Source organism: Saprospiraceae bacterium (assembly GCA_016709995.1).
Classification (GTDB): Bacteria; Bacteroidota; Bacteroidia; order Chitinophagales; family Saprospiraceae; genus JADJLQ01.
Window position 1 is genome coordinate 2,644,836 of the sequence record JADJLQ010000001.1, and the last position, 26,363, is coordinate 2,671,198.

Below are 26,363 nucleotides of genomic sequence, written 5' to 3' on the forward strand. Positions count from 1 at the left end.
AGCTCCATTCGTGAAAGATAGACGCTATATTTACACGAATGGTTAGAAATCAGATCCCAAATATACTCACCTTATTCAACCTATTGATGGGTTGCTGTTCCTTGTATTTTATATTCACTCAACAATTTGACATTGTTTTTTGGTTGATCCTGCTTGCCGCAATAGCAGATGTATTCGATGGGATGGTCGCCCGATGGTTGAAGGTAGATGGAGGTTTGGGGAAACAACTCGATTCATTGGCTGATGTGGTATCTTTTGGAGTGGTGCCGGGAGCTATTTTATTTCAACTGATCCGATATGCATTTGACCAGGGACATCAGGGGTTCGGCACCAGTGCTATGAGCGTTGGGCTTGCATTTTCGGGATTTATTTTTACCCTTGGGGCAGCTTTGAGACTGGCCCGATTTAATATTGATGAAAGGCAGACTCAGGAATTTATTGGATTAGCTACACCCGGGGCTACCGTCGTGGTCATCGGCATGATGTTAGTCCATCAAAAAGGGACCGGCCCATGGTACGACTGGATAAATAATGAATATGTACTGATCGGCGCTGCAATCCTGTTATTTGTACTTATGTTAGCTCCAATCCGGATGTTTAGCATCAAATCAGTCCGCTCAGGCTGGGCTGACCATAAACTGCCGATCGTATTTATGGCATTATGTATTCCACTGGCGATCATATTTAAAGGTCCGGCGCTGATGATACTTCCCCTTGTTTATGTAATTTTGTCCTTGATTATTTATCGCAATTGATGGTGGGCACATGGTGACCCCCCTCAAATTCTAAAAAAAAATCAGATTATGAAATTTGCCGCACAGATTAGAGTCATGCCACATAAAGTCCTATTGGATCCTCAAGGAAAAACCGTATCCAATAACCTCAAACACATGGGCCTTGAAGGGCTCACCAATGTGCGTATCGGCAAAAACATCCAAATGGAAGTAGAGGCCACGGATGCTTCCACTGCAGATTCACTGGTCAAGTCAGCTTGTGAAAAACTGCTGACCAATCCTATCATGGAGTATTTTGAATATTCGCTCACGGAAGTCCATTAATGCTGTACCTGGTGCCGACACCAATCGGCAATCTGGATGATATCACCTACCGAGCTGTCAAAGTCCTGGCTGGAGTGGATTACATCCTTTCTGAAGACACCCGTACCACCCAATCGCTGCTTGGACACTATCAAATCTCCAACGATATCCGATCCTTCCATGATCACAACGAACATGGGCGTCTTCCTTCTGTGATTGCAGACCTTAAATCCGGCAAAGAAATCGCCTTGGTATCTGAAGCAGGTATGCCTGGGATTTCCGATCCGGGATTCTTGCTCGTACGCGCGTGCAGGCAGGAGGGACTGGAGTTGACTGTACTCCCCGGTGCTTGTGCCCTGGTCAATGCGGTTGTAGCGTCTGGTATACCTACTGAACCATTTCATTTTGAAGGATTTTTACCTCATAAAAAAGGCAGACAGACCCGATTAAAGTATCTGGCTACATTGCCACATACCTTTATATTGTATGAATCCCCACATCGGTTCATCAAATGCCTTGACGAATTGATCACCTATTGTGGTAGTGAAAGACATATAGCGGTCTGCCGGGAATTGACCAAAAAATTTGAAGAAGTACATACCGGTAGTTTAATGGACCAAAAAGCTTTTTATGAAGGTAAAGGAGTTGTAAAGGGAGAGTTTGTGATTGTAGTGAGTGGAAAGGAGGGGTAATGGGCATCCCGAAGCTTCGGGAGACTCCCTTTAGGGATGGGGTTGTGGGGTTGAATGGGGGAAGACTCCCTTTAGGGGCAGATGGGCAATACATTTAATTTATCTATATACATAATTAACAAAATATCATAATTTTACAACAAATAAATATCTTATGATCCGTTCAAAATCAATACTCGCCTCGCTGTTTATTTTATTATGCAGCGTATCATTTGCTCAAAAGCAGCCTTATCATATCATAGCCTATTATACCGGCAACGGGGAGGTAATCAATCAATATCCAGTCGAGCAACTCACACATATCATATACAGTTTTTTAAAAATTCAGAATGACACGCTTACATTTAAGAGCCCAAAGCAGGAAGAGTCGCTCATCCAATTGGTCGAATTAAAGAAGCGGAATCCAGAACTAAAAATAATGGTTTCGGTTGGGGGCTGGGGAGGTTGTGCGCCTTGTTCGGATTTGTTTGCTTCTGAAGCGCACAGGTCTACCTTTGCTAAAACGACGGTAGCACTTTTTAAAAAATACCATGTGGATGGCATAGACCTTGACTGGGAATATCCTACCATCGCCGGATATCCCGGTCATAATTATGCTCCGGAGGATAAAAACAATTTTACAGAATTAGTCAAGACTTTGAGACAGGAGATGGGACCCGGGTATATCCTCAGTTTTGCTGCCGGGGGATTTACCCGATTTCTAGAGGAATCAGTAGATTGGGGTGCACTGATGCCTTACCTGGATTTTGTCAATCTGATGACCTATGACCTGACCAGTGGAGCCAGTAAAACCACCGGACACCATACTCCGCTCAACAATAACAATACTCAAAAACAATCTGCTAGCAATTGTATAAACTGGCTGATACAACATAAGGTGCCTGCATCAAAACTAGTCATGGGGGCGGCTTTTTACGCCCGGGTATGGGAGGAGGTGGCAGATATAGATCATGGGCTCTACCAGGCAGGAAAATTCAAACAAGGTGTCTCTTATAAAAATGCAGATACTTTTTTCACCTCGACTCCCGGATATCACTATTATTTTGACAAAAAAGCAAAAGCTCCTTACCGGTACAATGCTGCTCAAAAAATGTTTGCCACCTTTGACGATGAGCGGTCTTTGAAAGCCAAAACCGCATTCATCCGAAAACATCATTTGGGTGGAATCATGTTTTGGGAACTAAGCCAGGACAAACCAGTCAATGGCCTGGTAAGTGTGATTTATAAAAATTTGAATGGCCGATAGTATCAAGTCAACTAATTGAACTAAAAGTTTTGCAGTCAAGAATTGTTTAATTATTTAAATGCAATCGTTTTATACTACAATTTTATTTTCCTAAAAAATGATCCACTAGTTTAGGCATGCTCCTCCTGGTATTCCAGCGCATATTCTTCCATCAATTTTTTCTGCAGATCCCCTGGTACAGGCCCATACTCCGCAAATCGGGTGGTAAACTTTGCCTTGCCCTGGGTCAATGAACGCAGCGTTGAAGAATAACCATCCAGTTCTGCGAGTGGTACCCTTGCTTTAATTTTCTGATAATGGCCATCACTGTCCATACCCATGATGATAGCCCGCCTGGTCTGCAGATCTCCCATGATGTCACCCATCACTGTGTCACCGCACAACACCTCCAGGTCGTAGATAGGCTCCAGAAGTTGAGGTCCTGCCGTTTGAAAGATATTTTTAAAGGCCATGGTACCAGCCAGCTGGAAAGCCATGTCATTGCTATCTACCGGGTGCATTTTTCCATCATAGACACAGACCCTGATATCTCTGCAGCGACTGCCTGTGAGAGGCCCCTCTGACATTTTACTCAGGATACCCTTTTTAATGGCGCTTGAAAACTTGGTATCAATAGCACCTCCTACAATACACCAGTAGAATACTAATTTTCCTCCCCAGGGCATAATCTCCTCTTCACGGATTCTGACATTGAGATCAGCAGGATCTTCCATTCCATCATGATATGGTTCTAATCTCATATGCACTTCGCCAAATTGACCTGCGCCACCTGATTGTTTTTTATGTCGATAGTCTCCATTAGCTACCCTGGTGATGGTCTCACGATAAGGTATCCTGGGCTTGATAAACTCCATATGGAGATCCTGATTTTTCTCCAGCCTGTGTTTGACCATGTCGAGGTGTAATTGGCCTTGCCCAAAAAGAAGCATTTGCCTCAACTCAGCAGACTGTTCTATGATGATGGTTGGATCTTCCTCTTGAATGACATGCAGGGCTTTAGCCAACTTTTCGATATCGTTTTTGGATGGAGGTTGCACAGCGACTCTTACCCGAGGCTCCGGAAAATGGATAGGCTCTATTTTGCGATCTGTGCCTTTGGCATTGAGTGTATTGTTGGTATGAGCGTCTTTTAATTTTACGACGACTCCGATGTCACCTGCATTCAGATGATCCACAGGCTCTCTATTTTTCCCATTGGCTATAAATAATTGGCCAAATCGTTCACTATTTCGATTATTGGCATTGATTAATTCATCGCCTGATTTGAGTTTTCCGGAGTATACTTTAAAATAAGATACATTGCCCACCTTGGGTTCAGACAGGGTTTTGTATATAAATATGGTAGTTTGATCATTGACATCACAGGCCAAAGAACCACCACCTTCCAATGGAGCTGCCGGCCGATCAGCTGGCGAAGGGCAGATATCATTGATAAATCCCATTATACGACCAGTGCCCATATTTTTCTTGGCAGATGCACAAAATACAGGATAGATGCTTTGATGGGCGATCGCCACGCGGAGGCCATACGCCAGGTCTTCCTCACTGAGTGTGCCCTGATCAAAAAATCGAGCCATGAGTTCTTCTTCATTTTCTGCTGCAGCTTCGACCAATTTGTTATGCATTTCCAATGCTCTGGATTTTTCACTTTCAGGAATAGGTTTTTTGATAGGCTTACCTCCATCGGCGGGAAATTCATAAACAACCATACGAAGTGCATCCACTATTGAATGGAACCCGGTTCCTTCATTGATAGGATATTGAATTGGAAGGACCTTTGGGCCAAACCTACTGATAGCCTGCTCCATGGTAGCATCATAATCTGATTTTTCATGATCCAGTTGATTAATCACAAATATCGAGGGAGTAGCAAAGTTCTGCACATACTCCCACATGATCTCAGTTCCGACTTCCACTCCATGGGCTCCATTCAGCACCATGACTGCAGTATCTGCTACTTTTAGAGCGGCTATGACTTCTCCGATAAAGTCATCGGATCCAGGAGTATCGATAATGTTGATTTTTGAATCTTTCCAAAGGGAGTGTTCAAGAGAACTAAACAAACTGCTCTGCCTTTCCTGTTCCAATGGATTGTAGTCAGAGACAGTATTGCCTTCTTCTACATTCCCTCTTCGGGTGATACCGTGTGCTTCGAAAAGCATGCATTCGATCAAACTGGTCTTACCTGAGTGCGCATGACCCAGTAAGACCACATTCCGTATATCCTTCGATTCAAAATTCATAGGAGTGATGTTTTTGTTTATCTCCTTTAAATTAAAAAGAATGCATTACACTTCCAAAAAAAAATCAAGAATTTAATATTAAGAATAATTAGCAAACATAAACGATTCATATTAGGTGATAAACACATTCTTAAATTATGTAACTTAATATCTTTACCTGCTTATGAATTAGATGATTTTACACGAACTACTTAATATCTTTATCTTTTTAAGTTTCAAAAATCCGCTCGCATGAAATTCTGGCTTATTTTATTTTATTGGATTCCACTGTCTGCTATTTTTGGTCAGTCGAAGGCAGATTTTATCTCTAGACTGGCAGACCTGGATAGATTCGTGGAGAACCAATTAGATACCTGGAAAAATCCGGGGTGTGCTATTGCCATCGTGTATAAAGATCAAATAATTTATAGTAAAGGATATGGCTATAGGGATGTGGCCCATCAGCTTCCTGCCAATGAGCACACCTTATTCGCCATCGCATCCTGCACCAAAGCATTCACCAGCAGCGCACTGGGGCTATTAGTTGCAGAGAAAAAAATTAGCTGGGATGACCCTGTCAAAAAATACCTGCCTGATCTTAAAATGTACAATGATGAACTGACTGGCAATCTTACCATACGGGATATTTTGTCTCACCGGAGCGGCATACCCAGGTATGACGAAGCATGGTTCGGTGAAAAGGTCACTCCTTCCTATTTGTACAGCCATCTTCCTGAGTTTGCCCCTACCAAACGACTTCGCGAAGGCTATATTTATAATAATTGGATGTTTGTACTGGCGGGTGATCTGATAGCCCATCTGTACCAACTGCCATATAGAGTGGTGATCAGTAATAAGTTTTTCAAGCCGCTTGGCATGGATCGCACACAGTTTTCATTCGATCCTGTAGATCACCCAGGGGAATCAAATTATGCTATTGGATATACCTATGACCGCGAAAAAAGTGCATTTAGGCCACAACCATTTTATGTAGGGGGTGAGACCTTTGAACCTGCTGGAGCTATCACGAGTACAGTCACAGATATGAGCAAGTGGTTACGTATGCATATCAATGGAGGCGGTTACAAGGGGCAGACCATACTTCCGCAGCAAATAGTCAAAGAAATAAGAAAGCCTATAAATCTGATGGACGAAGACCAACGCTGGCCTGAGTATTTCAACACTTTTTATGCCATGGGATGGTGGACAAATACCTACCGCGGTCATACACTCGCAGCTCATACAGGTGGTCTCGGTGGATTCAGGGCTTATACCAGCTATATGCCCTTTGACAGTATCGGTGTAATCGTATTGCAAAATGGGACCAATAGACCGATGTACCAGGCTATCACCTATCGTATCTATGACCTTTTGTTGAATCTGCCGGCCATCGATTGGACCTCTCGTTTTATGCCCGATCAGCTCAAAAGTATAGAAGATGAAAAACAAGAGTATCTTCAAAGCCTGCCTACTCAAATACTCAATACCAATGCGAGGTTACCTATCGCTGCCTATGCTGGTGAGTTCGAACACCCGATGGCAGGCAAAATAGCCATCTTTTTTGATCACGACCAGTTATATTATGTGCATCACGCTATGCCCCGGGTATTACTCACACACTATCATTACGACACCTGGAGATATGAAGATCCGTCAGATGGCAATTTTGGTTTTATCACTTTTGATTTCAATGCCAAAGGCAGTGTAGAATCACTCAAGCTCCTCGATCAAAAAACCGCCTATCGGAAGATTAGCAAATGATCAATAAACAAATCATCATATTGCTTGCCTTTGCTGGCTTGTTAGGATGTGTATCAAACAAGTCAGATACAGCCAGGGAGCCAACTTCTTTTTTTGTACACCCTATTGATGGCAAAGACCAAAATCCCGGTACCATCACCGAGCCCTTTAAGACGATAGATCGGGTCAATCAAATACACCTGGTGCCGGGAGATAAAGTGCTTTTCTTTAGTGCCAATACCTACCCGGGCACCTTAGTATTAGAAAAAGAAGAATCCGGAGAGCCAGGTAAAGAAATCACCATCAGTAGTTATGATGCCAGCCGTGCGTATATAGATGGAGGGGACGGACCCGGCATCGTCTGTAAAGCCTCTAATGTCAATATTAATAATTTTAGAGTGATCGGCAGTGGAAGTACTACTAACCAGTCCTCAGGTATCATCATAGAAAGCGGCAACAATATAGTTTTAGAAGACCTGGAGATCAGCGGATTTAAACAAGCCGGGTTATTAATAAAAGGGATATCCAATTCGATCGTCAGATTGGTATATGCTTATGAGAATGGAGAAGCAGGCATCCTACTTGACAGCCTGGGCACCACTGTCAATCACAATGTTGATATCCTCAATTGTCGCACCTATCAAAACGGGCTCGATCATCAAACCCAAAGTACACATGGAGGAATCATCATTCGACATTTAATCCTTGGGGCAATCAGGCTTTGTGCCTCGTATCTTAACGGAAGTGCAGATCAAAGTAGCGGGGGCATCACGATTACCAATAGTGAGCAAGTCACTATTAGCGAATCCCTCATCTACCAAAACAACACTTTTAATAATCAAGGGGGGCATGGAATCGCACTTGGCAATGATACCAAGGCTTGTATCGTGGAAAGAAATCTGACCTATCAAAACAGTGGTTACGCACAATATTTGACAAGCGAAGGGACTGCACCCTGGGGAGAAAACATCCTAAGATACAATATCAGTGATAATGATGGTCTGGAAGTGGCCGGATCTCTATCGATATCAGGACAGGGTAAGATAAAAGTCTTGCTGCACAACAATATCTGGATCAATGACACCAAGCCCGTAATAGATTTTAAATCAACTGCAGTCGATGATACGATCAGATTTTACAATAATGCGCTTCAAGTCCGATCAACTTTTTTTAACCACGATATACCTTCCTCCATCGTCTTCCATACAGAAAAAAATAACTGGTACTCCAACCTTACTCTACCTAACCCATTTAAGGAATACTCCATGAATCCCGATTGGGAGTTAAATCAAAAATCAAATCCAGCCAGAACTGAGGACCTGGACGCATGGATCAAATATCAACTGCACCTTAAATCTCCCTTGAAAGGAAAAGGCTTAAGTTTTGCCGATATGGGCTATACGAAAAACCTGTCAGTTAAAGATTTTTGGGGCAATAGTCTAAGTGAAAAACAAAGCATCGATATCGGGGCGTATCAGCTTAGTCAATAGTTTTTGGGATACCTGCTTTACCAATCCATCCAAGATAGGTATGAAGAAAACTGTCCGTATATTTTCATTAAAAGTGTCACCTAGGTTCCCAACGAAAAATTGAATACAACCCTGGATCCATCGGGTGCAATAGCCAAAATTTGAATTATTCCATTTTGTGCAGACAGCAATGCCAAATCAATATCTTAGTGTACCTGGGTATCCCGATTTGGTGAAAAAACCTCCCGTCTGGACATCCGTTACAACAACGCCAGAATTAAAATTTAACTGTAAGACTCACCTGTATGTCAATACGCCCGACTATTTACACTTTAATATACACTCCTCGTTTATCTAACCACCAGCCCAGGCTCCAGCACACCAGCATAAAACAAACAGCATATAGGAAGGAACCCACATAACAGCCGGCATGCGAAAAAACAGCGTCATATATCCCCGATGACCAGGACTGACCATTTGAATTGCTTAAGAATCCCAGCAAAATGGCCAGTACTTCTGATAATAGATAGATCACGAGTGGATTGCGACCAGCCGTTCTAAAAAAAGATACGCCGACCCGTGCGTTTAAAATATCAATGGAATAAGTCAAAAATGATAATATGATCAGATCCCAGCCAACTGTTTGGAGCACAAAAGATGATGTCCATAATTTTTTGTTGATTGGAAAAAATTCGTTCCAGCCCCAACTCAATAATAATAATCCGAGTCCAAGTATAGCGAGTCGCATCAGTTTGTTTTTGTCCACACCCCCATTGAGCATAAAAAGTGCAGTAAGATACCCAGCCAATACATTGACAATCGAAGGCAAAGTACTTAATATACCTTCCGGCTCGAATGCGACACCTTCTCCATGATACATATGATTTTCACCTAAAATTGCAAGATCGATTTTTTGCCCAAGTTGAGTAAGCATATTATAATCACCTCCCCAGGCCATCAGGCCCCAATAAACAAGCAAGAGGCTACAAGCTATTATCAAAATGGTTTTCCATGAAAATCGATAGATCAGGATGGCCCCAATACCATAACATAAAGCAATTCGCTGAAGGACACCCAGGATTCTGGTGTGACTGAAAGGATTAAAAGCCAAACCATTATTGGTATGATGCACAAACGGAAACCAATACATCAAAAACCCCAAAAGAAATATGATCGCAGTACGCTTTAAAATTTTTGAATACACCGCTGACGAATTCATGGACTGCCAGGATTTCATACCAAAATAGATTGCATTGCCCACTGCGAACAAAAAGGAAGGAAACACCAAATCGGTTGGAGTGAACCCATGCCACCTGGCGTGATTGAGGGGCCCAAATACACAATCGCCATTACCCGGTGTATTGACGATAATCATAAAACATATCGTAATCCCTCTGAATACATCGAGGGAAAGATTGCGCGCTTTTATATCCATATTTAAGGTTTGATTAATTGGTTGACTGAAGGTAGATTGTTTTTCATAGTTTCTGATAAGGATTTTAATTCCTGGTCCATGAGTTTGGTCACCAACGCTTTCACCTGTCGTGCTTGTTCGGTAGGTGGAAAATCACCTTGGCCCTGCTCGCCCAATAAAAATGCCAATCGATTGTTGAGCTTGATACCATAGTTGATAGGGTCCTGGCTACTTTTATTTCTGGTTTCATGGATATTGTTTTCAATGACAGTCAGTTCGTCGTCAAATTTTTTTATTCTATCTAGCATCATTTTATCATCACCAAATTTTTTACGCAGGTAGGCGAGATCTTCTTTGGTCTTTCTAATGTCCAGGATAGCCTGGTGTGCTTCGCTCACTTTATCGCGTACACTAATCAGGAAATCAAATTGCTCCTGATATTCGGCGGGAGTGGTTTTTATTCTAGGGTCACCGATGATCTCAAACTCCTGCTCGGACACCTGCCCATCTACTGTAAGCCTGGCTTTGTATTTTCCCGGCACTGCTTTGGGGCCAAGATTGGGAGAAGAATAAAATACCATACCCGGAAAAGTCTTGTAGCCGGCATACCGCATATCCCAGACAAATCTACCACCGCCGGACTTCAGGTCAAACTGGTCAGCCCGTTCTTTTGATTTATTGGAATAGGCCCTGATGAGATCACCGTCCAATTCCAAGATTTCAAGTTTGGCATCTGTCCTTTCGGAAACATTTTTGGCGAAATAATGAATCAGGACTCCTCCTGGGTGATTTTGCCCCTCCAATTGACGATCGGGATTAAAGCGACCTTCACCACCGGCCATTCTATATGAAGGCATAGGCTGATATAGGTAGGAGGATTTGCCTGCTACCTGATCATTGATTTGCTGGAGTGGGGTGATATCATCTATCATCCAGAAGCTACGGCCATGGGTTGCGGCGATGAGGTTGTCGTTTTTAATGGCCAGGTCATGGATCGGCACCGGAGGCAAATTCAATTGGAAGCGCGACCACAAGGTCCCATCATCAAAGGAAATCCACATGCCTTTTTCGGTACCTGCATACAATAATCCTTTGCGTGTATGATCTGCTCTGACTACACGAGCAAATTCTTCTTTGGGGATGCCGGAGGTAATCGTCGTCCAGCTAGCTCCATAATCCGAAGACTTATAGATATAGGGGGTATAGTCACCAAATTTATACGAAGTAGCCACCACATAAACCTTACCTTTTTCCAAGGTGCTGGGCTCGATACTGTTCATCATATTGTATTTCGGCGAAGTCGGGGGAGTGATGTTTTTCCAATTTTTTCCACCATCCCGCGTCACATATAACAATCCATCGTCAGATCCTGTATAGATCACATCTTTTTCTAAAACAGATTCCTGCATACATAAGATATTGGCATAAAACTCCGCTCCGGTATTGTCCTGGGTGATCGGCCCACCGCTTGATCTGATGGTCTCTGGTTCTCCACGAGTAAGGTCAGGACTGATTACTTCCCAATGCGTGCCCGCGTCGTACGATACGTGCAAATAATGCGAGCCTGCATATAATTTGGTAGGATCATGGGGCGAAAACATGACCGGATAGTTCCAGTTAAATCGATATTTCATCACTTCTGCTCCGCGGCCCACCGGATTATCAGGCCATATATTGACCGATCTGTGTTGACCGGTCTCATGATCATACCTATCCATATATCCTTTGTATTCACCACCATAGACTACATTGTCATTGGCAGGGTCTATGGCCAGGTAAGAACTTTCTCCACCTGCAGAAGGCTCCCAATCTCGTTCTGTGATTGAATTGCCAGTGGTACGGTGACTGATACGGATACTGCTGTTGTCCTGCTGAGCACCGTAGATTCTATAAGGGAAATGATCGTCAGTAATCACCCTGTAAAATTGAGCGGTCGGTTGATTGTAGTAAGTCGTCCAGTTATTACCTCCATCGGTACTGATCTGAGCGCCACCATCATCTGCCAGGATCATCCGTTGATTATCCTCCGGATCGATCCAAAGATCGTGATGATCCCCGTGGGGTGTGCGCAATGTGCTGAATGTCTTGCCCCCGTCTTTGCTTCTGAAAAAGGCTACATTACAGATATAGACGATGTCTTCATTTTTTGTATCAGCATAGATGCGGGTATAGTACCAGGCCCTTTGGCGCATACCCCGATCATCATTCATTTTTGTCCAGGTTTCGCCGGCGTCATCTGATCTGAATAATCCACCGTTATCAGCTTCAATTTGAGCAAATATCCGCTCAGAATTGACCGGGGATACTGCAAGCCCTATGATCCCCAGGGTACCATTCGGCAGCCCCGGTTTATTCGTCAATTTTTCCCAATGGTCTCCGCTATCAGTACTTTTCCAGATATGGCAATCAGGGCCTCCGCTATCCATTCTCCAGCCATTGCGAGTCATGTTCCAGGTACTTGCATATAAGATTCGTGGGTTATTCGGATCCATCACCAGGTCGGCAGCTCCTGCTTTGTCATTTACATATAATACCCGATTCCAGGTTTTGCCCCCATCTGTAGTTTTGTACACCCCTCGCATTTCATTGGGTTGCCATAGATTGCCCAGAGCAGCGACATAGACGATATCAGGATTGGTAGGATGTATCCTGATCCTGGAGATATGCCTTGAATCTTTTAGACCTATATGTGCCCAGGACTTACCGGCATCGGTGCTTCGCCAAACACCCCATCCGGAGGATACATTGCCCCGAAGGGTTTGCTCTCCTTCACCTACATAGATGACATTGGGATCTGAAGGGGCTACTGCCACTGCTCCAATCGTTCCTCCAAAATATTTGTCAGTGATATTTTCATAATTAGCCCCTCCATCCTGGGTACGCCACACGCCACCGCCGACACTTCCAAAATAATATAGGTCGCGGTTGCCTTTGATCCCGGTCACCGTACAGGAGCGACCGCCTCTGAATGGACCCACCTCCCGCCAGGTGATGCCATTAAGAAGCATTGGGTCATAGGATACTGTTTTTTCAATTGTTACAGCTGCAGTCGTTAGTGGCTTGGAAGGTTTGGTTTTTTGCGCTGAAACCAAGCATACCGATATAGAAAATAGAAGCAATAAAACAGGGAATCTGGCTTTCATAATTAGAGAGTTTGACACTTAAAGAAAGACTCTAAAATACAAATTCTACGTACTGATGGAAAGATGATTTCATTTATGTAAAAAGTATTCTTCTTAACTTTCACTTTTATATCCTGGTAGTGAAAGAAATCAAATCCATCATAAAACAATATGACCAGGCAACGGCAAAAGGCAAAAAAACTGCCCTTGCCACTGTCGTCCACCTCGAAGGATCCTCGTATCGTCGTCCCGGTGCCCGAATGCTGATAGAAGACGATGGCAACCTTACGGGTGCCATCAGCGGTGGTTGCCTTGAAGGAGATGCCCTGCGCAAAGCTCTCCATGTAATCACTCAAAATAGGGCCATGTTGGTCACTTATGACACCATGGACGATGATGATGCCAAATTTGGAGTTGGCCTTGGTTGTAATGGAATCATCCAGGTGCTGATCGAGCCCATAGACGACCAGGATACACTCAATCCCATTGAACTCCTAAAAGAGATTACGCGACTCCGCAAAGAATCAGTTTTAGTCACATTCTTTAACCTCCGGGATCGAAAATCCGACCAGGCGGGTACCTGCATAATATATAGAGATGAGGACGATCAATTAAGGAATTCAACTATTTTACCCCCAACTATTGGTGAGGACATAAAAAATTCACTGACTAGGAAAAAATCAGCTTTTAAAGCCTATGATTTGGCAGCTTCGACCATAACTGCTTTTATCGAATACGTGGAGTTGCCTGTGGCATTGATGATCATAGGGGGCGGCAATGATGCGCACCCTTTGGTCGATATGGCCAATACGCTAGGTTGGGAACCACATGTGATCGATGGCAGAGCCAATTATGCCACGCAAGATCGATTTGCCGCAGCCTGTAGCATTATAGTAGCCAAGCCAGAAAAAGTGCTGGAGCAGATCCACATCGATCATCGCACAGTCTTTGTACTGATGACGCACAATTATAATTATGACCTGTCTATGCTTAAAGCTTTGCTTAGCGTAGATACTCCTTATATCGGTTCCTTGGGTCCAAAGAAAAAATTGGATCGCATGTTAGAGGAAATACAGGAGGAAGGCATCCTACTCTCTCCAGAAAAATTGGATAAAATCTTTGGACCTACAGGATTAGACCTCGGAGCTGAAACGGCTGAAGAAATAGCCCTTTCTATTTTGGCTGAGATACAATCGAGATTGACCTCTGCCTCGGCCAAATCTTTGCGGGATGCCGGTGAATTTATTCATTCAAGGGAAGAATTAATCATCATTCCTTCGGGAAATTCTTAAATTCTGAAGGATGACATCCCATGCTGATCTTCAAAAAATAGGTATTATCGTGCTGGCAGCTGGTAATTCCTCCCGGTTAGGCACGGCGAAACAATTACTTAAAGATAAAAATGGTGTATCTTTCATCAAAAGAATCACTGCTCTTGCCCTTTCGTTATCCTGTAAAAAAGTACTCTGCATATTGGGAGCCAATCACCCGGCTATCGCACAGGAACTCAAAGATCTCAAAGCTACTATAGTCATCAATGACCTCTGGAGTCAGGGCATAGCCTCTTCCATAAAATTGGCCGTACATACTGTGAATTCACAATTTCCAGACCTGGAGGCCTTACTATTTTTAGTATGTGATCAACCTTTTGTGGACGAGAAAATTCTTCATCAAGTGATATATCAATACTTCAAATCCGGACAACCTATCGTGGCCAGCCATTATCAAAATATCTTAGGCACTCCCGCCTTATTTGATCGATCCTTTTTTCCGGTGCTGTTACTGTTGGAAGGTGATCGCGGTGCGGGCAAAGTAATCCATGATCATTCAGACCGGGTTGCCATGATTGATTTTGAGGATGGCCTATTTGACATAGATACTCAAAGAGACTACGAGTTGTACTCCGCTTAATTCTGAATCGCTAGGTTGATAATCGAAAGTTTTACCGGGCAGTAGTGGACATTCTTTGGATTATAGAATGTGTATTGAGTTTAAACAATACCCAGAGGACATCAAGATTTCGAAATTTAAAATAAATTGTCCATAGGCCGACATTTTTTAACATTCCCTTTACCCTCTACCCACAATCTCCATCCGTCTTAACAATAATAGTAACCTTTTAAACCCAAGAGCTATGAAAAAATTTATACATCTCATCATGACCATGGCGCTGCTTACATCCTGCGCTTCTACTGAAAAAATGCTGGAAAACGGCGATTATGAAGGTCTTGTCGCGCTCGCTACGCGAAAACTCGCAGGCAAAAAAAAGAAAGACACTTATGTCACAGCGATTGAATTGGGTTTTGAGAAACTCTCTCAAGATAAAATGGCAGAAATAGAAAAATTAAAAATTAGAAATACTGCGAGTGCCTGGGAAAGTATAAATCGAATAGCTGCTACTATGGACAAAATTCAAAAAATGATCTCTCCCTTATTACCACTTGTTTCCGAGACTGGTCATAGGGCACATTTCGAATTTATCAGTACCACTCCTATCATGGTGGAGGCCACTAAAAATGCAGCTGCTTTATATTACACCAAACTAAGTGCTCTCACCAGCGAAGCTGACCTGGGTTATAAACCAGCTGCCCGGGAAGCTGTAGAGATCATCGATCGCATCAATACGCTTTCTTCTGAATATGAACTCACCAGCTTAAGAAAAGATATGCTTGAAGTAGGTATCAATAAAATCTGGGTTACGATAGAAGACAGATCCTATGCCAGATTGCCAAGGAGATCTGAAGACGAGTTATTTTATCTACCCGTAAACAATACCAGAAACAACTGGAATCAATTTTACACTGCAATAGATGAAGGTTTCAAGCCTGATTACAAAGTAGTCTTCCGTATAGAAGACCTTTATGCAGAACCTGTACAAATAAGAAACATTGAAAACAATTTCTATCGCGAAGTCGTAGATGGCTGGGATTATGTATTGGACGCCAAAGGCAATGTAGCTAAAGACTCACTTGGAAATGATATCAGGAAGGATCGAAAATTGAAAGTCAGAGCGACAGTAGTCGAAACCATCCAAACTAAAAGAGCATACATCACCGGCCGCATGGAGGTCATCAATATGCAGACCGGCAATCTGAGCTATTCAAAAAATATGGTTCTTGACGATTGTTTTACTCAAACAGGTCTCAATTATTTTGGTGATGAAAGAGCGCTGGATGGCCGTCAAAGAAATCGAATTCCACTGGTCAATTGTCCAGATGATCTGGATATGATGATGCGGGTGGTGGACAAAGCCAAAAATGCATTCTTGTATGAGGTGAAGAATATCTCCTATTTGTAAGAGGTAAGATTTACGATAAAAAAATCAATAAAGGCAGCAGTAAAAAGCTGCCTTTTTATTTAAAACAGCCTTGTGCAATTTGCCTCTTTGACAAAATAATTCTCTGGAACAAATACTATCCGTAAGGCCTATGAGGTACAACCGGTCACAGCTTTGCAGAGCGAATATTCGCTTTGGACCAGGCAACATGAAAACGAGATCATAACCGAAATAGAAGCACTTGGGATTGGACTGGTGGCCTTTAGTCCGCTTGTAAAAGGATTCTTGGAAGGAAAAATTGATGACCAAACGAAGTTTGCCGAAGTGGATATTCGAAATAGCCTACCCAGATATAGAAGAAGCCCGTACAGCTAATAAAACATTGTTAGGCTTACTCTATCAATTTGCTGCTAAAAGAAATCGCATGATCCGCCAAATAGAGTCACCAAAATCGATTGAAGTACATTTTGTACAAAACGAAATCGACCCTACCGGCTTAGGCGAACCATTGTTTCCTCCGATATTTGGAGCCGTTGCAAATGCTTTGTACAAAGCCACTAATAAGCGGTATTACGAGCAGCCTTTTATGGGAGAGGTTGATGAAAAAGTGGAGAGGGGTTGATGACTGAGGTTAATCGGAAGTGAAATGGATTGGGATTACTAACCTAATCAGCAATTACTTACCCACCCTAACAGTTCTTAAAAAACCGACTCGGCTCTTCTTCCAACATCGCCTCGATCTCCTTGGCCGCTTTGGTAATCGACAAACCACCCAGGTTAGTACATCTCAGAGTATGGTGGATCTGATCTCCGACGAGTTTCATCGTTTCGATCACCTCATCTAACGGTATGAGCTGCACATAATCGGATAGTGCCATATTGGCGCAGGAGATGGCATTGGTTGCGGCCATTACATTTCTACCCAGACAGGGTGCTTCCACACGGTTACCGATGGGATCGCAGATGATACCTAAAGAGTTTTGCAAAGCCAGGGAAGAGGCAGTGAGACATTGAGCCAAACTACCGCCTTTCATACCTACGATGGCAGCTGCTGCCATGCCACCTCCGGATCCCGTCTCGGCCATACATCCGCCAACCTCGGCTGCAAAGGTGGCATGTGCGGCGATAAATACACCTATCAGCCCGGCGGACAACATCGCTTTTACGATTTCATCTTCATGGAGGCCGAGGGAATGGGCAATGCCAAAGATCGCGCCGGGTAAGGCACCACAAGACCCTGCAGTCGGCGCTGCAACGATCACACCCATCGAGCTTTTTACCTCCATGATGGCGGAGACATATAAGATGACACGATTATTGGCATCACCTCCAACCAATTGATGCCCAGCTAATTTTTCCTGTAGTTGCAGAGACTGACTGCCGAGGATGCGATCATGATACTGTGTACCCTTTAACCCGGTGTCGATCGCGCTGCCCATGATCCGGATGATGCTCCGCATTTTTTCAAAAACTTCCTGGTCGGAGACATTTCCTCTGGCCGACTCATAAGCCATAGCCAATTCCCATAAAGAGAAATTTTTATTCCGGTTGTAATCCAACATCTCGTTGCAAGTAATAAAAGGTACCTGCATATCTTTTCTCGCTAATATGGGCAATACAGGTTTTAATGTTTTAATGGCATTGACACTCTCCATTGCCTTTAATTCGTCAAGAAGGATATCCTTAAATGCAGCCTGCGATTTGACTTCAATAAAACTTTTTTCTCCCGGATGGAATACAATGTCATCGTAGACCATAGATGCTTCTATAAATGCAATGATGTGCTCCGGGTTTTTGCAATAAATCAATGTTTCAAAATAATCTCCAGCCATAGACACAGCAGCGCCATCTATTTGGATCACTTCGATCATACCACCACCTGTTGAGATCGCTATCAAGTGCCTGGCCTCATGATCATTGCTTAGATGGATCTTATAGGTATTAGGATGATCAAAATCTAAAGGAGCTATATTGATGCTGACAGAGATACCAGCTGTTGATAGATATTTTTCAGATTCAGGCAATCGTTCGTCATAAGCCTCCCACCCCAGGAATCCACCGAACAGCCCCATGTCCGAACCCTGGCTTTTGTGCGTGGTAGCTAGTGAACCATGAGGATCAAATTCGATGACAATATCTTTGATTTGATCATCCATCAGATCTCTACACATGCGAGCGATGCGCAGGGACGCGGCACAATGTGAACTGGAGGGGCCACGCATCACAGGGCCGATGACATCATTAAATATGCTGGGATAGGTAGACATTAGACTGAATTATTTGGCAATCAATAATACGAAAAATTAAATACATAGGCACATCGTCCCGAAAACCTCACATAGACATCATCACCGCCACAAAATGAAATATAGCAGCTACCAGTACAAAAAGATGCCAAACCGTATGAGAATACGTATGCCTGTCCCTGGTATAAAATATCACCCCTGCCGTGTATAAAAAGCCTCCTCCAGCAACCAATACAATTACAGGCAAAGGCAGCCCATGGAAAAATCTCCTCCCACCCGCAAGCATAATCCAACCCATCAAAACATACATGAGGGTAGACACAAATTCATATTTGCCCGTTAGATAAATTTTGAAAATAATACCCAGGGCTGTCATCACCCATAGAATAGATAAGAGGGTAAGGCCAAAACCATTGTACATATACACCAATAAAAAAGGAGTGTAGGTGCCCGCTATTAAAAAGTAAATACTGATATGATCGATGATTCTAAATAATTTTTTCAGCCCGGGCTCCTGCACAAAATGATAAATCGTCGAACTGGTGAATAGAAATAAAAAACAAAAACCATAGATACCTGATCCAATAATGCCTGGTACATTGTCATGAGCGATAGCCAATCCAATCAATACGGGTATGCCGCTCACTCCAAATAAGATACCCGGACCGGCTGTAAGGCCATGCACGATCTCTTGTTTTCGGGTATAGTTCGTCATTAAATCGTCTGGATGGTCATCAACTATTACAAATTCTTTTTCCAATACTGCTCCATCGTTCTACGCAGATGCAGGGTAGTATTCTCCCCCTGATAGATACCATGATCTCTCATGGGGTAGGACATCATGCTAAAGAGCTTATTATGTTTGACCAATTCATTGACCAGCATTTCGAAGTTCTGGTAATGTACATTGTCGTCGCCGGTGCCATGCATGATCAGGAGATTTCCCCGCAGGTTTTTGGCATGATTCAAGGGTGAACCTTCCCGATATCCATCAACATTATCTTTAGGCAGTCCCATATACCGTTCCTGGTAAATATTGTCATATAAATTTTGCAGCGCTACAAACGAAACGGCTATACCTGCTTTATATATTTCAGGATGCCGAAACATCGCCATCAAAGTCATTTGACCACCACCGCTCCATCCCCAGCTTCCGATTCTGGTGGCATCTACGAAGGGATAGGTTTCAGTAATTTTCTTCACAGCTTTGGCCTGATCATCAGAGGCTAATAATCCGATCTGGCGATAAATAGATTTTCTAAATTCCCTGCCACGAGGTACCCGGGTCCCCAGATTGTCCACACTCATGACCACATATCCCTGTTGGGCCAAATACTGATGCCATAGGTCTCCGCCCGCCCAATTATCCTGCACCGTTGATCCAGCCGGTTCTCCATACACGTACATGATGAGCGGGTATTTTTTCGATGGATCAAAATCTTTGGGTTTTATCATCCAGGCATCGAGCACTACATCACCGATATCGACTTTAAAAAACTCTTTGGACCTTAGTCCCAATTCATTTATTCTGGATTTTAAAATTGCATTGTCTTCTAAAATCCTGATTTCACGGTGATCAGCCAGATCAATAACGGAGATGCGACGGGGAGTGGCTGCATTTTCAAAAGTATGAATGGCGTATTTGGCATCCGCAGATATCTGATAACTATGTTGCCCAGCCATTGACGACGGAGAAACCCTTTGGGCATCGCCACTTCCATCCAGCTTGCTTCTATATAGATATCGCTGGGTATAATTCTCCGGCGAAGCGATATAATATACATAACCTCCTACCGGGTCAATACAATTAATGTTCACCACATCAAAATCGCCCTTTGTGATCAGAGCGATATTTTTACCATCACGGGACACTTTATAGAGATGCAACCATCCATCCCGCTCACTAGTCCAGGTAAAAGATTGATTTTGATCCAGCCAGGCTATATTGTCGTGTACATCCAGGAAGGCCTCGTCCTGATCAGTCATTATGTTTTTAACTGACATGGTCTTAACATTTCCGACCCAAACCTTGTTGGTATTCTGCAGACGATTTAATTGTTGAATCATGACTTCATCAGAACCAGGTATAAAATCCATGCGAGCCAAATAATGATTGCGTGGATCACCGGGTATATTGAACCATTTGGTAGCACCTCCGCCGGCAGCCACTACGCCGATCTTTACAGCAGAATTATCCGTACCTACTTTGGGATAAGGCAAAGGAATTGGTCTTGAATATATCGAATCGACATTGTCTATCAGATAAAATGTACCTACTCCTTTTGTATCAGACTGCCAATAGACTATATTTTTCCCATCCGGGCTCCATCTAAATCCATCCCGATCATCTAATTCTTCTTCATATACCCAATCGAAAGTACCATTGATGATATTTTTGCCCCCATCTCTAGTCAAGGAAGTGATAACCCCCGTCAGTAAGTTTTCCACGTAAATATTCAGTTTACTCACATAAGCTACCCTATCCGCTTTTGGGGAAAATTTAGCAAACATCAAGGTGGCTCCCTCTAAGCCTTTACCTAACTTTTTCAGCTTACCGGTATTGAGATGAAGTACCCAATAATCTCCCCTGGAGTTTAGGCGCCAGACTTTTCGGGTATTGGTAAAGATCAGGACTGACTTGTTGTCTTCCGACCAGGTATAGTCTTCAATCGTCAGTGGAAGGGAGCTCCCAGCGGGAATTAATTGATTGGCGCTTACCAGGATTGATCTTTTACCACTCAGTACATCATACCGCACGAGATCATTGCCATGAGCAGTTTCATTTTTTTCAAGGGTGGAATATCCCATGTTGTCTTTCATCCAGCGCAGTGAGCCAACTCCCCTGGCCGCATAAAGGTTATGGGTATAAATATCTTCCAGCGTCAAAGTTTTTTGCTGAGTATAAGCAGTTAAAAAAGCCGAGATGACGAAAAACAAACTGATTGAAAATTTAAGTCGCATAATGAATAAGAGTAAATTTATTCTGTAAAATATAGAATCTTTTTGGTTCTCAGCATATCCTCCAGATTGGAATGTGAATGACAAATCGCATTCTACAATAATTGTTCTTCCTTAAGGGATGGGGTAAATAGCAAAATTTTTGTACAATTTGGCAAACCCCCAAGTTGGAGAATTATTCGACAATTGCATTAACTTCAATCTTACAATAAATTAATCCTGTAAAAACGAGTGACCTGTCAAATCAGGAGCGTATTATTCACCAGTAAAAAAATATATTCCATGAAAAATCATGTCCTTTTAATTCTATTTTTTACGAGTACACTTTCTGTGGCTCAGGTCATCCAGCGCAATATTTTAAGCAAAAAATATACTTTGCAGCAAGTGCAACAATCCCTTTTGTCCCGGGCAGAATATGAACCCTATCCAAAGACACCTGCAACTTGGGCCTCAGCAGTGCCTGATTCAGTTTTAGCATCCATTATAAAAACAGCAGAAGAGCTCCTGGATTACAAATTTGAGCCGATCTCCGCTACCATCGCATTGGATTTTGTCCGGTCCGGCGACCGCATCAGGCATTCTACTATTTCTTTTGAAAAACGCAATGCACTGATAAATCTGAGTTTGGCGGAAAGTATGGAAGATAAGGGCCGGTTTACTGAGGCTATCCTGAATGGTATTTGGTCCATTTGTGAGGAAAGTTATTGGGGAGTGCCTGCTCATATTAGACCTACCGGCTTGCCGGATGTCGATGACCCGGTTGTTGATTTATTTACTGCAGAAACAGCCGCTACCCTGAGTTTGGCCGATTATTTTATAGGTGAAAAACTGGACAAAATCAATCCTCTTATACGCAAACGCATTTACCTCGAAACCAATAAACGATTTTTTATTCCGCTGCTCACTAAATCCGATAGTTATAGCTGGATGAGTAAAAACAGAACCGTCAATAATTGGAATCCCTGGATCATGTCCAATTGGATAGCAGCCACTTTGCTCCTCGAACCTGATCAGGACCGAAGAGCAGAGATGACCTATAAATCCATGAACGGCCTTGACTTATACTTCAATGGCTTGGGTGAAGATGGTGGTTGCGATGAAGGTCCCAGCTATTGGTTTGCAGCTGGAGCAAGTGCCTTCGATTGCCTTGAATTACTTGAAGGAGCAACAAAAGCCAAAATAAATATCTACGATGATCCTCTCATCAAAAAAATGGCCTCCTACATCTATAAGACACATATCGATGGCCACTATTTTGTCAATTTTGCTGATGCCGATCCAAAATTGATGCCGGATGGTCTGATGTTGTATCGTTTTGGCAAAGCTATCAGGGACAACACCATGATCGGTATGGGTAAATGGGCGTTCAATACCTTCCCATCTGCTTCCATAGGACTTTCCGGTTTCCAGCGACCAAGAAAAGTGGAGAACCTGCTTACAATACATCAGCTCGGTCAAAACACTCCGGTATATACTCCTTTGCCTGATGCCTGGATCAGTGATATTCAAGTGCTCACAGCTCGTGCTTCCAATGGATTCTATTTAGCTACCCACGGCGGACACAATGCCGAAAGTCATAATCACAATGATGTAGGTGATTTTCTATTGTATGCTGATGGTGAACCAGTGATCATTGATGCAGGAAGAGGCAACTATACAGCTCGTACATTTTCAGCCCAACGATATGAGTTATGGTTTACTCAAGCACAATATCACAATCTTCCGATAGTCAATGGATATGGTCAAAGGGCCGGCCGGGACTATGAAGCAAAAAATGTGCAAAACAAAATAAATGAAAGTCAGGCTTCACTGAATATGGATATTGCAGGTGCCTATGATAAGGATGCTGGCATAACCTCCTGGAATCGTACCGTAAATCTCAATCGCTTCAAAAACCAGTTGGAGATCACAGACGACTATGTACTGACACAAAAACCAACTTCGTTGCAACAAATTTTTATGACTGTCTGCCAGGTAGATCTATCAAAACCGGGTAAAATCGTATTAACCACACCCAAAAAAGCATCGTATTCGATTCAATATGATCCGAACCTATGGTCAGTGAGTACAGAATTTCCTTCTACCGAAGGGATGGAATACAGTAGCTTTAAAACCAAATGGGATGGCCACCAGGTCCAACGCATTGTATTGAATAGTAAAAAATTAGTCATGCAGGGCAAAAATGTGTTTAGCCTTATTAAAAACTAATCACCACTAAAACCATCAAAGTATTTTGTAGCAACTGAAGAAAAAATATTCTTGTTTGGATTTTTCTGTTCGATCCTGTATTTGGCTATTAATTAAATCAGTATTATTCCTTGTGTGGCCTTTCCCTGGTTTGCACTCTAATATCACGCTTCAATTCTGATCTTCCATCGGACCACACCAAAGTATAATCCCCCGGTCGAATATAGGTCTCATATTCTGTAAAATAAGGCAATAAGCTGTCCTGTCTCTTTGTAATTAAATCCCACCGGTATTCATTAAACCCTTGCTGACCCGTCATATCTACCTTCCATAGTTCTTTACCCGTTTTATCTTTAATGGTAATCTTAACGGGCTTTGTCTCATGCATCCAAAAAGAAATACTGGTCTTTTCAACGGTACGATAATCAGCAACACCTGAAACGGAATGAAACCAGGGTAAGGTGATTGGTTTGAGCTCAAATAAATGATCCTGATTTATTGACAGATTATTAGCCAACAAGGTGTAGATAGGCTCAAGGTTTAATTTGTATATCCCTCGTCCATGCGTTGCGGCAATTAATTCTCTGGTCGGGGTATGAATTTCGAGATCAGCAATGGCTGTGCCGGGCATATGCTTGCCAAGATACGACCAGGTACGACCTCTATCGGTCGAGATATATACACCACGTATACTACCCGCATATAGGATATTTTCATAGGTAGGGTCTTCTAAGATTACATTCACTGGTTCGTCCGGCAAGCCCCTGGTTATACTGATCCAGTTATTCCCATAATCTTCAGATACATAGACATAGCTATGGAGGTCATCGTAATTAATGCCGGTCATAGCCAAATAAACTCTTGACTTGGAGAATCTTGAAGGGCAGATGCTCCGGATGTAATTATCAGCAATTCCATTATCTATTTCTGTCCAGCTTTCACCCTCATTGTGAGTGACCCAAAGTGCGCCATGATCTGTGCCGGCATACAATAATCCTTTTTCTATCAATGACTCAGCCAGAGCACCCATAGAAAAAGATTTCTTATCTGCGTTAGAGGATCGGGCAAGATTGGGACTGATGACCTTCCAGCTATCCCCCCGGTCATTGCTTTTAAAGATATAGTTTCCTCCGTGGTATAAAGTTTTACTATCGTAGTTTGAAACGAAGTAAGGCGTGATATAATTAAAGGTAAGCGTATCCTTGATCACTTTTGGAAGCTCAGGTTTGATATTTGTGGCCGTATCTGCTTTTTTATCATACCGCCTGGCATCGCCATGCTGTGCACTGTAATATACTGTATTGTCATCATCCGGATCTATAGCAGATACGCAACCGTCCCCTCCGTCCCAGGGATCTATCCATAGATATTTCCATCGATCGGGGTGATGAATATTTAGTTCTTTGGCCGGCCCGTAGACAGTGGCATCATCCTGAGTACCTCCATAGATGGTATAATTCTTGTGATCGATCTCAATATCATAAAATTCTCCTACCGGAATATTGTTGTAATGTATCCAGGACAGGCCTTTGTCAAAACTTTCATAAAAGCCACCATCATTTCCTGCTGCAATATGATTGGGATTTTCTGGATTAATCCAAAGTTCGGATTGATCCAAATGGAATCCCTTTGCTGCACTGGGCATCACCCGATTGACCTGGCCGCCAATAAATGAAAAAGTCTTACCTCCATCTATACTGTGGGCTAATCTTATTCCAAGGCAATAAACCTCCTCATCATTTTTTGGGTTAACATAGACATCTGTAAAATACCAGCCGATCACAGAAAAAATAAAGAATGGTTGTGTGTTCGTTTTACTCCACGTAACACCTCCATCAATGGTTTTATATAATTCCGCAGTCTGCCCTTCGGGATTGTTTAGATTATCCACGAATGCATAAGCTTTTAATGGATTAGTATGAGAGACTGTAAGTCCAATGCGACCCACTAAGGCACCTGATGGCAATCCATCAACGCAGGGAGTCCACGTTTTCCCTCCATTTTTGCTTCTATATACTCCGCTGTTTTTACCACTGACTCCCGGATAAACTTCCCACATAGAGGCATACATGATCTTAGGGTTAGCAGGAGCGATGACAATATCATTCGCTCCGGTTGATTCATCTTTATACAATACTTGTTGCCAGGTCTTTCCACCGTTGATCGTCTTATATAATCCTCTATTTTTATTTTTTGACCAAAGATGCCCCAGCACGGCTACCATAACGATATCGGGATTTTTTGGATCAATGGCTATTTCTCCGATCGACCAGGAGTCTTCAAGACCAATATGCGTCCAGGTTTTACCAGCATCACCTGATCGATACATCCCTGTGCCAGGCAAGGTAAAATTTCTTGGTTTCTTCAAGTTTTCTCCGGTACCTACGTAAATAATAGAAGGATCAGAAGGAGCAAGCTCCATATCTCCAATGCCCATTGAAGCCTGATTTTCGAATACGCAGTGCCAGGTGACACCATGATCGATGGTCTTCCACAGCCCCCCTGAACCAAAGCCTACATACATCGTGCCGGGATGCCTGGCATCTAACTGCACGACATCTGCCCGTGCAGAATTGAGCATTGGTCCAAGTGAAACCCAATCGAGATGAAAGTGGGAATCCTCTTTAAAATGCTGATAATCATCAAAAGATGCTTCTAAGGGCGACTTGATCTGCTGAGCAGAAGTGAGATGATAAGTCAAAAAAAAAATTAACGTGCTTATTTTAAAATATATCTTCATGTATAATTCCCCA

General features: G+C 42.9%; 17 protein-coding genes and 1 pseudogene. 11 read left to right on the plus strand and 7 right to left on the minus strand.

The window, feature by feature from the left end; all coding sequences use genetic code 11:
* The first annotated feature begins 38 nt into the window (after nucleotides 1-38).
* The 4 genes from IPJ09_11205 (at nucleotide 39) to IPJ09_11220 (ending at nucleotide 2,975) form a co-directional block, all read left to right on the plus strand.
* Nucleotides 39-755 carry a CDP-alcohol phosphatidyltransferase family protein gene (locus IPJ09_11205; protein ID MBK7371988.1) on the plus strand — a complete coding sequence of 239 codons (717 nt, stop codon included), beginning with the start codon at nucleotides 39-41 and terminating at the stop codon, nucleotides 753-755.
* A 48-nt stretch (nucleotides 756-803) separates the two neighbouring features.
* On the plus strand, nucleotides 804-1,058 hold the full coding sequence (gene purS, locus IPJ09_11210; protein ID MBK7371989.1) for a phosphoribosylformylglycinamidine synthase subunit PurS: 255 nt from the start codon (nucleotides 804-806) through the stop codon (nucleotides 1,056-1,058).
* On the plus strand, nucleotides 1,058-1,729 hold the full coding sequence (gene rsmI / locus IPJ09_11215; GenBank protein ID MBK7371990.1) for a 16S rRNA (cytidine(1402)-2'-O)-methyltransferase: 672 nt from the start codon (nucleotides 1,058-1,060) through the stop codon (nucleotides 1,727-1,729). The genes purS and rsmI overlap by 1 nt, the downstream gene beginning before the upstream one ends.
* Nucleotides 1,730-1,883: 154 nt before the next feature.
* Entirely contained in the window at nucleotides 1,884-2,975 is a 1,092-nt protein-coding gene (locus IPJ09_11220) for a glycoside hydrolase family 18 protein (protein ID MBK7371991.1), read from the plus strand.
* 110 nt (nucleotides 2,976-3,085) lie between these two features.
* On the opposite strand, the gene IPJ09_11225 is transcribed toward IPJ09_11220, so the two are convergent.
* Nucleotides 3,086-5,218, minus strand: a complete 2,133-nt coding sequence (locus IPJ09_11225) for an elongation factor G (GenBank protein MBK7371992.1) — start codon at nucleotides 5,216-5,218, stop codon at nucleotides 3,086-3,088.
* Nucleotides 5,219-5,449: 231 nt separating this feature from the next.
* Between IPJ09_11225 and IPJ09_11230 the strand changes: the two genes are divergently transcribed.
* Together IPJ09_11230 and IPJ09_11235 are read left to right on the plus strand one after the other, a co-directional pair.
* The gene (locus IPJ09_11230) at nucleotides 5,450-6,958 is read left to right on the plus strand and encodes a serine hydrolase (protein MBK7371993.1); all 1,509 of its coding nucleotides are present in this window, start codon (nucleotides 5,450-5,452) and stop codon (nucleotides 6,956-6,958) included.
* Nucleotides 6,955-8,427, plus strand: a complete 1,473-nt coding sequence (locus IPJ09_11235; GenBank protein ID MBK7371994.1) for a right-handed parallel beta-helix repeat-containing protein — start codon at nucleotides 6,955-6,957, stop codon at nucleotides 8,425-8,427. The genes IPJ09_11230 and IPJ09_11235 overlap by 4 nt, the downstream gene beginning before the upstream one ends.
* Before the next feature lie 304 nt (nucleotides 8,428-8,731).
* Here the strand turns inward: IPJ09_11235 and IPJ09_11240 are convergent, their stop codons facing one another.
* Entirely contained in the window at nucleotides 8,732-9,841 is a 1,110-nt protein-coding gene (locus IPJ09_11240) for a DUF5009 domain-containing protein (protein MBK7371995.1), read from the minus strand.
* Nucleotides 9,842-9,843: 2 nt separating this feature from the next.
* A complete protein-coding gene (locus tag IPJ09_11245) occupies nucleotides 9,844-12,963 on the minus strand; it encodes a glycosyl hydrolase (protein ID MBK7371996.1) in 3,120 nt (1,039 codons plus the stop codon).
* A 119-nt stretch (nucleotides 12,964-13,082) separates the two neighbouring features.
* Between IPJ09_11245 and IPJ09_11250 the strand changes: the two genes are divergently transcribed.
* From IPJ09_11250 to IPJ09_11265, 4 genes and pseudogenes are all read left to right on the plus strand, one after another.
* Complete coding sequence (locus tag IPJ09_11250) at nucleotides 13,083-14,234, plus strand: XdhC family protein (protein MBK7371997.1); 1,152 nt, start codon at nucleotides 13,083-13,085, stop codon at nucleotides 14,232-14,234.
* A 10-nt stretch (nucleotides 14,235-14,244) separates the two neighbouring features.
* Complete coding sequence (locus tag IPJ09_11255) at nucleotides 14,245-14,853, plus strand: nucleotidyltransferase family protein (GenBank protein MBK7371998.1); 609 nt, start codon at nucleotides 14,245-14,247, stop codon at nucleotides 14,851-14,853.
* A gap of 223 nt (nucleotides 14,854-15,076) precedes the next feature.
* On the plus strand, nucleotides 15,077-16,240 hold the full coding sequence (locus IPJ09_11260) for a hypothetical protein (GenBank protein MBK7371999.1): 1,164 nt from the start codon (nucleotides 15,077-15,079) through the stop codon (nucleotides 16,238-16,240).
* A gap of 72 nt (nucleotides 16,241-16,312) precedes the next feature.
* Nucleotides 16,313-16,841 (plus strand): annotated as a pseudogene (locus tag IPJ09_11265) (aldo/keto reductase).
* Between the two features lie 67 nt (nucleotides 16,842-16,908).
* Here the strand turns inward: IPJ09_11265 and IPJ09_11270 are convergent.
* The 3 genes from IPJ09_11270 to IPJ09_11280 all read right to left on the minus strand — a co-directional run bounded on the left by IPJ09_11270 (nucleotide 16,909) and on the right by IPJ09_11280 (nucleotide 21,426).
* Nucleotides 16,909-18,486, minus strand: a complete 1,578-nt coding sequence (locus IPJ09_11270; GenBank protein ID MBK7372000.1) for an L-serine ammonia-lyase, iron-sulfur-dependent, subunit alpha — start codon at nucleotides 18,484-18,486, stop codon at nucleotides 16,909-16,911.
* A 67-nt stretch (nucleotides 18,487-18,553) separates the two neighbouring features.
* Nucleotides 18,554-19,180, minus strand: coding sequence for a hemolysin III family protein (locus tag IPJ09_11275; protein ID MBK7372001.1), 627 nt, complete (start codon nucleotides 19,178-19,180; stop codon nucleotides 18,554-18,556).
* A gap of 26 nt (nucleotides 19,181-19,206) precedes the next feature.
* The gene (locus IPJ09_11280; protein MBK7372002.1) at nucleotides 19,207-21,426 is read right to left on the minus strand and encodes a DPP IV N-terminal domain-containing protein; all 2,220 of its coding nucleotides are present in this window, start codon (nucleotides 21,424-21,426) and stop codon (nucleotides 19,207-19,209) included.
* 279 nt (nucleotides 21,427-21,705) lie between these two features.
* Here IPJ09_11280 and IPJ09_11285 point away from each other — a divergent pair, with 279 nt between their 5' ends.
* Complete coding sequence (locus IPJ09_11285) at nucleotides 21,706-23,631, plus strand: heparinase II/III family protein (GenBank protein ID MBK7372003.1); 1,926 nt, start codon at nucleotides 21,706-21,708, stop codon at nucleotides 23,629-23,631.
* A 103-nt stretch (nucleotides 23,632-23,734) separates the two neighbouring features.
* On the opposite strand, the gene IPJ09_11290 is transcribed toward IPJ09_11285, so the two are convergent.
* Nucleotides 23,735-26,350: a hypothetical protein gene (locus IPJ09_11290; protein MBK7372004.1), complete on the minus strand. Its 2,616-nt coding sequence runs from the start codon at nucleotides 26,348-26,350 to the stop codon at nucleotides 23,735-23,737.
* Between the last annotated feature and the right edge of the window lie 13 nt (nucleotides 26,351-26,363).

What these genes read in the sequence shown, in the direction of transcription:
- IPJ09_11290 (MBK7372004.1), bottom strand. Translation starts at nt 26,350, where the DNA reads ATGAAGATATATTTTAAAATAAGCACGTTAATTTTTTTTTTGACTTAT.
- purS (MBK7371989.1), top strand. Translation starts at nt 804, where the DNA reads ATGAAATTTGCCGCACAGATTAGAGTCATGCCACATAAAGTCCTATTG.
- IPJ09_11245 (MBK7371996.1), bottom strand. Translation starts at nt 12,963, where the DNA reads ATGAAAGCCAGATTCCCTGTTTTATTGCTTCTATTTTCTATATCGGTA.
- IPJ09_11235 (MBK7371994.1), top strand. Translation starts at nt 6,955, where the DNA reads ATGATCAATAAACAAATCATCATATTGCTTGCCTTTGCTGGCTTGTTA.
- IPJ09_11205 (MBK7371988.1), top strand. Translation starts at nt 39, where the DNA reads ATGGTTAGAAATCAGATCCCAAATATACTCACCTTATTCAACCTATTG.
- rsmI (MBK7371990.1), top strand. Translation starts at nt 1,058, where the DNA reads ATGCTGTACCTGGTGCCGACACCAATCGGCAATCTGGATGATATCACC.
- IPJ09_11260 (MBK7371999.1), top strand. Translation starts at nt 15,077, where the DNA reads ATGAAAAAATTTATACATCTCATCATGACCATGGCGCTGCTTACATCC.
- IPJ09_11270 (MBK7372000.1), bottom strand. Translation starts at nt 18,486, where the DNA reads ATGTCTACCTATCCCAGCATATTTAATGATGTCATCGGCCCTGTGATG.
- IPJ09_11230 (MBK7371993.1), top strand. Translation starts at nt 5,450, where the DNA reads ATGAAATTCTGGCTTATTTTATTTTATTGGATTCCACTGTCTGCTATT.
- IPJ09_11285 (MBK7372003.1), top strand. Translation starts at nt 21,706, where the DNA reads ATGAAAAATCATGTCCTTTTAATTCTATTTTTTACGAGTACACTTTCT.
- IPJ09_11225 (MBK7371992.1), bottom strand. Translation starts at nt 5,218, where the DNA reads ATGAATTTTGAATCGAAGGATATACGGAATGTGGTCTTACTGGGTCAT.
- IPJ09_11255 (MBK7371998.1), top strand. Translation starts at nt 14,245, where the DNA reads ATGACATCCCATGCTGATCTTCAAAAAATAGGTATTATCGTGCTGGCA.
- IPJ09_11240 (MBK7371995.1), bottom strand. Translation starts at nt 9,841, where the DNA reads ATGGATATAAAAGCGCGCAATCTTTCCCTCGATGTATTCAGAGGGATT.
- IPJ09_11220 (MBK7371991.1), top strand. Translation starts at nt 1,884, where the DNA reads ATGATCCGTTCAAAATCAATACTCGCCTCGCTGTTTATTTTATTATGC.
- IPJ09_11280 (MBK7372002.1), bottom strand. Translation starts at nt 21,426, where the DNA reads ATGCGACTTAAATTTTCAATCAGTTTGTTTTTCGTCATCTCGGCTTTT.
- IPJ09_11275 (MBK7372001.1), bottom strand. Translation starts at nt 19,180, where the DNA reads ATGACGAACTATACCCGAAAACAAGAGATCGTGCATGGCCTTACAGCC.